We start from the raw sequence: 6,471 nt of genomic DNA on the forward strand, positions 1-6,471 counted from the left end.
GAGGTGAAACTATGAAAAATTTCAGTACAATTTCACTACTATTATTAATCATTGGATTGGTTTTGTTTGGAATAATTTATGTAGTTCCAGGCTTCAACGAACTTATTGCATTAATTGGTTTTTTATTGTTATTATTTGGGGCGATATGTAGCTTTATAGCAATTTCCAAAAGAGAAAGAGGGAACACTAAATTTTTTGCATTATCGTCATTTTTTATCATATTTTTATTGATTACTTGGTTTGAACCTTTTCTTATCCTACGTATGCTAACTTGGATTAAAAATTAAAAAACGCAATAACTGCTTATGCAACGATCGGATGGTATAGTTGAACAACATATTTTAAACGGCAGTATAGTGCAATATTAAATAAATAAAAAACAGTAGACAAATAAGACGGAAAAGTTATAATATTATAAAAATAAATCAAAAGACTTTGAAGAGAAGAGTAAATAGAATTCATTCATCTTAGAGAGCTCCAGTTGCTGAAAAGGAGTATGAATGATCTATTGAAACAAGACTCTGAGTTTCATATCGGAACCAATAATGGCGATGGTATGACAGGCACTCCTGTTATAGAGTATGAGTATGTTTAAAATATACTTAATGAGGTTAATGTGATGACATATTAACAAACTGGGGTGGCACCACGACACGATAGGTAAACTCGTCCCCAAGACTACGGTCTTGGAGGGCGAGTTTTTTATTTGTACAAATTAAATAGATTTATTTGGAGGGTAAAATGAATAAAAATAAGATGTATATTACTTGGAAAAACCCTTTGCTTTTACTAATTGGAATAGGTGTTTCAAATATTGGAGATTGGATTTATTTAATCGCACTAAATCTAATTATTTTTGATATGACGAAATCTGTATTGGCTGTATCCACTCTTTATGTCTTGAAACCAATAGCAACGATACTTACTAACCTATGGGCTGGTAGTTTAATTGACCGATTTAACAAAAGGAATTTAATGGTACTTTTGGATGTTTTGAGGGGATTATTAATATTCGTATTACCAAGTATATCTTCCATCTTTCTGATCTTTGTCATCGTATTTATCGTTAATATGGGAAGTTCAATGTTTTATCCAACATCAACAACTTATCTAACTAAATTAATTCCAGTAAATCAGAGGATTCGCTTCAATGCGTTGCGTAGTTTAGTTCAATCTGGAGGATTCCTAACTGGACCAGCGATTGCAGGTCTACTTTTTATGATTGGCACACCTATGTTCGCTATTAATATTAATGCGATTTCGTTTATCATTTCGGGAATTGTAACAGCTTGTTTGCCTAATTTGGATAAGGTAACAATGCGAAATGTAAAATATGAGAAACTCTCCCTCAAACTAATTAAGAAAGATTTTACTGAGGTTTTACTATTCAGCCGTAAATCAAGTTACGTTATGATAATTTATTTTTTGTTTAATAGTATATTAGTTTTAACGGCTGCTGTTGATTCATTAGAAGCAGTGTTTTCAAAGAGCGTACTTCATTTGAGTAATACAGAATATGGTGTTCTAGTAAGTATTGCTGGTGCAGGAATTGGTATAGGTGCAATTATTAATACAATTTTTGCAAAAAGACTACATCCTTCTTGGCTTATGGGGATTGGGACAATTTTTTTATCATTAGGATATATCGTATATTCATTTTCTAATTCATTTTCAATGGCTGGGTTCGGATTTTTCTTATTATCATTTGCGTTGTCTTTTGCAAATACGGGATTTGATACATTTTATCAATCCAATGTAGATGTCAAAATAATGGGAAGAGTTGGAAGTATCTATGGTTTTGTTGAGGCAATATTAGTGATCGTTTCAACTATGCTAATCGGATTTTCTACTCACTATGTATCGGTTAAAATGTCTGTAATCGCTGGTAGTTTTATTATGTTATTTTTAGCGTTATTTTTAAGTGGATTTATTATCCGACCTTCAAGCAATTACCATTTGAGAAGCAATGGATCTAATGAAAGTTTTTAATAAAAAAAAATTCGTTCTTATTTAAGAAAGTAAAAGGAGAAGTATATTGAAAAGAGGTATTAGTTTCGAGATTCCAAATCAATTCGGGGGACAGTTAATAGCCGATTAATTGAAACCAGTGAACATTAAGGATTTTAACGGTTTTATTATAGTCTAAATTCCCCCTACTTTAGCCACACACAGTTGACTCGTTTTTGAATTGTACCACTTTTTCGTGCTAGAATGAAGACAACTTCAATTGAAAAAAATATAAGTGTGTATACTCTTATTCGAGGAGAATTTATGAATTTCGAGCAAATGGAATACATCGTGAAAGTTGCAAGCGAGAAATCAATCATTAAGGCAGCAGAAAAATTGCATATTACAAGTTCAGGGTTAAGTCAATCGATCTCCCAATTAGAGCATGAAATGGGAATAAGTATTTTTAATCGTTCAAGAAAAGGGACATTTCCAACAGAAGAAGGAAAGATTTTAATAAATAGAGCTAGTGAAGTCTTACAAATTATTAGTAAGTTAAATGAAGAGCTGTTTGATTATAAAAATAATAAAAAGGTTCATTTGAAAATAGTAGCTGCTCCTACTTTCGCAGCTGTACTTCTACGAGCAATGAACAGAATTAAAGATGAACATCCGAATGTAACGATTGAAATCGAGGAAAAAGATCCACCACTTATTATGGAAACAATTAAACACACTGAATATGATTTTTGCTTTTTCCCTCAAGATTTAGAGATATTAAAGAGTGAAAAAAATATTAACTATGAATTAATACGGACTGATCATGTTCACGTAATTGTAGGTAAAAATTCCCCCCTCTATCATTTGGACTACGTAACAAAAGCTGATGTATCAGAAATGGATACAGCGTGCTATTCAATCTATTCTGATTATTATTATTCTAAATTAATTAAAGAAAATAAAAATAAAATAAGAGTAACGACAAACAGTATGAATATTCTTACAGAGGCAGTTAGAGAACATAATGTATTTGTCTATTCTCATGAGTCAGGCGCTAAATTTCATCCTTACATTCTAAGTGGAAACTTAAGATCTATTCCTTACAAAGAAAACAATGAATACGTTGTGAAGGATTTATGGGTAATTTATCCAAAAAATAAAAAGCTTTCAAATATAAGTAAAAAATTTATCGAAATCGTTAAAGAAATAGCCACTCAATGATGAGAGGTTATTTTTTTGTATAAGAATCTTTTTCTACTATGTACTAATAGAATAGTTGAATTAGGATAACGTCCTAATACACTATTGGAAAAATTTGTTAAACTAAGGATAGAGTAATTTTAGCTCAAATAATTTAACAAAGGGGAAACTATGCAGTATAGAAACGTAGAACTTGTGGAACTAAATGCAGAAAATTGGTATGAATGCTGTCTATTAGAGGTATCGGAAGATCAAAAGAGTCACATCGAATCGAATGCAATCTCGATTGCTCAATCGAAATTTGAATCTTCATTAGAGCCGTATGCTATTCATTTCGAAGGTAAAGCGGTTGGATTTTTAATGTTTAATACTACTGAAGAAGAGCTAGATGGCTATTGGATCTATAGAATAATGGTTGATAAGAATTTTCAACAAAAAGGACTTGGTAAAATTGCAACTCAGTTAATGATTGATGAAATGAGTAAACTACCAAATGCCAAACGAATTGTTGTAGGATATCACCCTGAAAACTTAGGAGCACATAATTTATATTCAAGTTTAGGATTTATTGATCATGGCGATCGATTTGGTAAAGAAATGGCAGTAGTATTAGATATAAAGTAGTTATGAATATTCCAAAGGATTCAAAAGAGTAATTTTTTTATGTAACTAATATCAAAGTATTACATTAATAAATGTAAAGAAGGGATAGCAATTAAGCTATCCCTTAAATTCTCGATTGATTCCAGTAAAGGTTTAATAAAATTGTTGTCTGTTTTTATTGAGTATCTTCGTCGATTTTATACTCCAAAATATCACCTGGCTGACAATCCAAAGTCTTACAGATCGCTTCTAATGTTGAAAAACGAACGGCTTTTGCTTTACCATTTTTCAAAATAGAAAGATTCGCCATCGTAATTCCAACTCTTTCCGAAAGCTCCGTTACGCTCATTTTTCGTTTTGCTAACATCACATCAATATTAATAATTATCGCCATACCATCCACCTCAGACCGTTAAATCATTTTCTGATTTTATGTTAATCGCTTCTTGTAAAAGCTGTTGGAGGATAGCAGCAAAAACGGCGATAACTAATGAAGAAAATATGATGATCGCTCCCAAAATTCCAATAGGAGGATCAACTTTCTTCGCTATAAAATGAAAGAGTGGCATACCTAATACATATATACTACTGATTGCAATCGCACAGTACTTTATATTCTTTAATGCCTTTACAGATAATTCCGAGAATGCTGTGTTGTCATCAATATACCGTAAAAGATTGAAAGCCTGATAGAGCGCAATATAAAAAGGCACAGCAGCTCCATACATCACGATGAAAACGAGATATTTCATTGCGGCAATATTTGGATACAATTTTGAAGAGAAATTCGCAATATTTGGTACCAAAAATATACATAAAGCAAGCACTGCAATTCCAACGAGAAAAATTATTAGCTTTAAGAAAGTGGTTGAACCTCTTTTAACATTCATATTAAGTACCTCACTTATTTAATGACAATATGAATTTAACATATTATTTATCGTTTTACAATAAATTTCTGTTGTTTTTTATTATATTATTATTGTTATTGAATATCGTTTTAATTTTGACAAAAAGAAAAAGCATTTCTCATAAAAAGAAATGCTTTTTCTTAAAAAATATCTTTTATTTATTCGTAGCGTTTATTACATCAAGAGAATGATTAATTGCTGATTTACAATTATTTGCATCTGGGTTTGATGTACGAGCTGAAGCTAATACAACGTCAATCGTACCATCAATTTTAGTCCATGAAGTACTATCTATTTTTCTAAGTTTAGCCTCTGAAGTATCCCATTGATGTTCCAAACTGTCAGCATCTTTTTTAGCTAAATTAAAGTTCTTTGAGTTCACATCTGTCAACATTTTATTTTCTATTGTTGCAAATTCTGTTAATTGACCAGATAATGTCGTTTCAGTAGAAGCAGCATTTGATGATAATTTAATATAACCGCCAATACCAACTGCTAAGAAAATACACAGTGCTAAAATTGTTTGTGTCATTATATTATTCTTATTTCTATTTTCATCTGTTTTTTCAATATATAATGAAATATCAATTTTTGAAACAGCAAGGAAAACAATAATTGCTAAAATTGCGACCAGAAAAATGATACTTGTACTTGTTGTTCCTAAACCTAAACCACCATTCACTTTCGGTTGTGATAAATAATCTCCTAGTGATGCTCCAAGTGGACGTGTAAGAATGTAAGCAATCCAGAACCCTAACATTCCATCAAGTTTTAAAAACTTCCACGCTAAGAATACACAAAGTATGATACTAATAACTGTTACTCCAGTTTTAAAATATCCTAATCCAAGTTGTTCAGAATATAAATCCCCAACAGCAGTACCTAGTGCAAATGTGAAAAGAATCGCTAACCAATAGAATATTTCTCTTTTTCTCGTGAAAATTGAATGGATAGAAAGTGTTTTTTCACTAAGAAACCAAAAAAGAAACGTTAATGCTAGCAGCACGGAGAATACAATCGTACTTGTTTCAAGAGGTACGCCAATTGCGTCAGTCAAATTATCAGTTACCAATGTACCGAATACACTTATTAGTACAACGGTGATCCAATAAATACTTGGAACATATTTCTTTGCTTTGAATTGAAAAAATAAAGAGATAAAAAATGCAACACCCATAAGGACTGTTGTAAGTCCTAATCCTAAACCAAGGTTAAAATTCAAAAAGTCAGCAAATGTTTCACCAACAGTTGTACATAAAATTTTTATTATCCAGAAATAGATTGTAACTTCTGGTACCTTGCTAAGTAGACCATTTATTTTCTTTTGTTTTGTCTCCATAATTGATTTTCCTTTCTATGTGAATTAAAGTACATTTATATATTCACACATAATAATGAAAGGAAAATGAAAAACGGGAGAATTGTACAATTTATTTTTGCAGCTCGATAACTTCTTTACATGATTGATTTTAAAGTAAAACAAAAAGGAGTAGGTAAATTCCTACTCCTTTTTATTGAATAAATAAAGTTTACTTTGCTTTGTTAAAATCCTGTGTGGCTTCTTTGTTCATACCTTTTTTCAGATAAGCATTTCCGCGATCACTGTAAGCAAGTTTAAAGTGAGGATTCAATTCAATTGACTTACTGAAATCGGCAATGGCCAGATCATACATCTGTTTATCGTAATAGGCAAGCCCGCGGTCATCATATACGAGGTAATCTTTTGGATTCAAATCAATAGCTTTGTTGTAATCGGAAATAGCCTGATCATACATTTGCTTACTATGATAGGCAAGCCCACGGTTGTCAA

Annotated in this window: 8 protein-coding genes and 1 other annotated feature; of the genes, 4 read left to right on the plus strand and 4 right to left on the minus strand. The window is 31.3% G+C overall.

What is annotated here, in order from left to right:
- Nucleotides 1-11 precede the first annotated feature (11 nt).
- From ACFVR2_RS01675 to ACFVR2_RS01690, 4 genes are all read left to right on the plus strand, one after another.
- Nucleotides 12-287 (plus strand): hypothetical protein, encoded by a 276-nt coding sequence (locus ACFVR2_RS01675; RefSeq protein WP_387358308.1) that lies wholly within the window; start codon nt 12-14, stop codon nt 285-287.
- Between the two features lie 139 nt (nt 288-426).
- Nucleotides 427-677: a binding site (T-box leader), on the plus strand.
- Nucleotides 678-741: 64 nt separating this feature from the next.
- Complete coding sequence (locus tag ACFVR2_RS01680) at nt 742-1,989, plus strand: MFS transporter (protein ID WP_387358310.1); 1,248 nt, start codon at nt 742-744, stop codon at nt 1,987-1,989.
- A 282-nt stretch (nt 1,990-2,271) separates the two neighbouring features.
- Complete coding sequence (locus tag ACFVR2_RS01685) at nt 2,272-3,168, plus strand: LysR family transcriptional regulator (RefSeq protein WP_387358312.1); 897 nt, start codon at nt 2,272-2,274, stop codon at nt 3,166-3,168.
- Between the two features lie 150 nt (nt 3,169-3,318).
- Nucleotides 3,319-3,771 carry a GNAT family N-acetyltransferase gene (locus ACFVR2_RS01690; protein WP_387358314.1) on the plus strand — a complete coding sequence of 151 codons (453 nt, stop codon included), beginning with the start codon at nt 3,319-3,321 and terminating at the stop codon, nt 3,769-3,771.
- Nucleotides 3,772-3,925: 154 nt separating this feature from the next.
- Here the strand turns inward: ACFVR2_RS01690 and ACFVR2_RS01695 are convergent, their stop codons facing one another.
- The 4 genes from ACFVR2_RS01695 to ACFVR2_RS01710 all read right to left on the minus strand — a co-directional run.
- Complete coding sequence (locus ACFVR2_RS01695; RefSeq protein WP_088011347.1) at nt 3,926-4,144, minus strand: helix-turn-helix domain-containing protein; 219 nt, start codon at nt 4,142-4,144, stop codon at nt 3,926-3,928.
- A 10-nt stretch (nt 4,145-4,154) separates the two neighbouring features.
- Entirely contained in the window at nt 4,155-4,640 is a 486-nt protein-coding gene (locus ACFVR2_RS01700) for a DUF2975 domain-containing protein (RefSeq protein ID WP_387358316.1), read from the minus strand.
- A 175-nt stretch (nt 4,641-4,815) separates the two neighbouring features.
- Nucleotides 4,816-6,000, minus strand: coding sequence for a COG4705 family protein (locus ACFVR2_RS01705; protein WP_387358318.1), 1,185 nt, complete (start codon nt 5,998-6,000; stop codon nt 4,816-4,818).
- A 190-nt stretch (nt 6,001-6,190) separates the two neighbouring features.
- Nucleotides 6,191-6,471: tetratricopeptide repeat protein (locus ACFVR2_RS01710; protein ID WP_387358320.1), on the minus strand; the 281-nt coding region annotated here is incomplete at its 5' end.

The organism is Gottfriedia sp. NPDC057991, from assembly GCF_042886615.1.
GTDB lineage: Bacteria > Bacillota > Bacilli > Bacillales > Bacillaceae_G > Gottfriedia.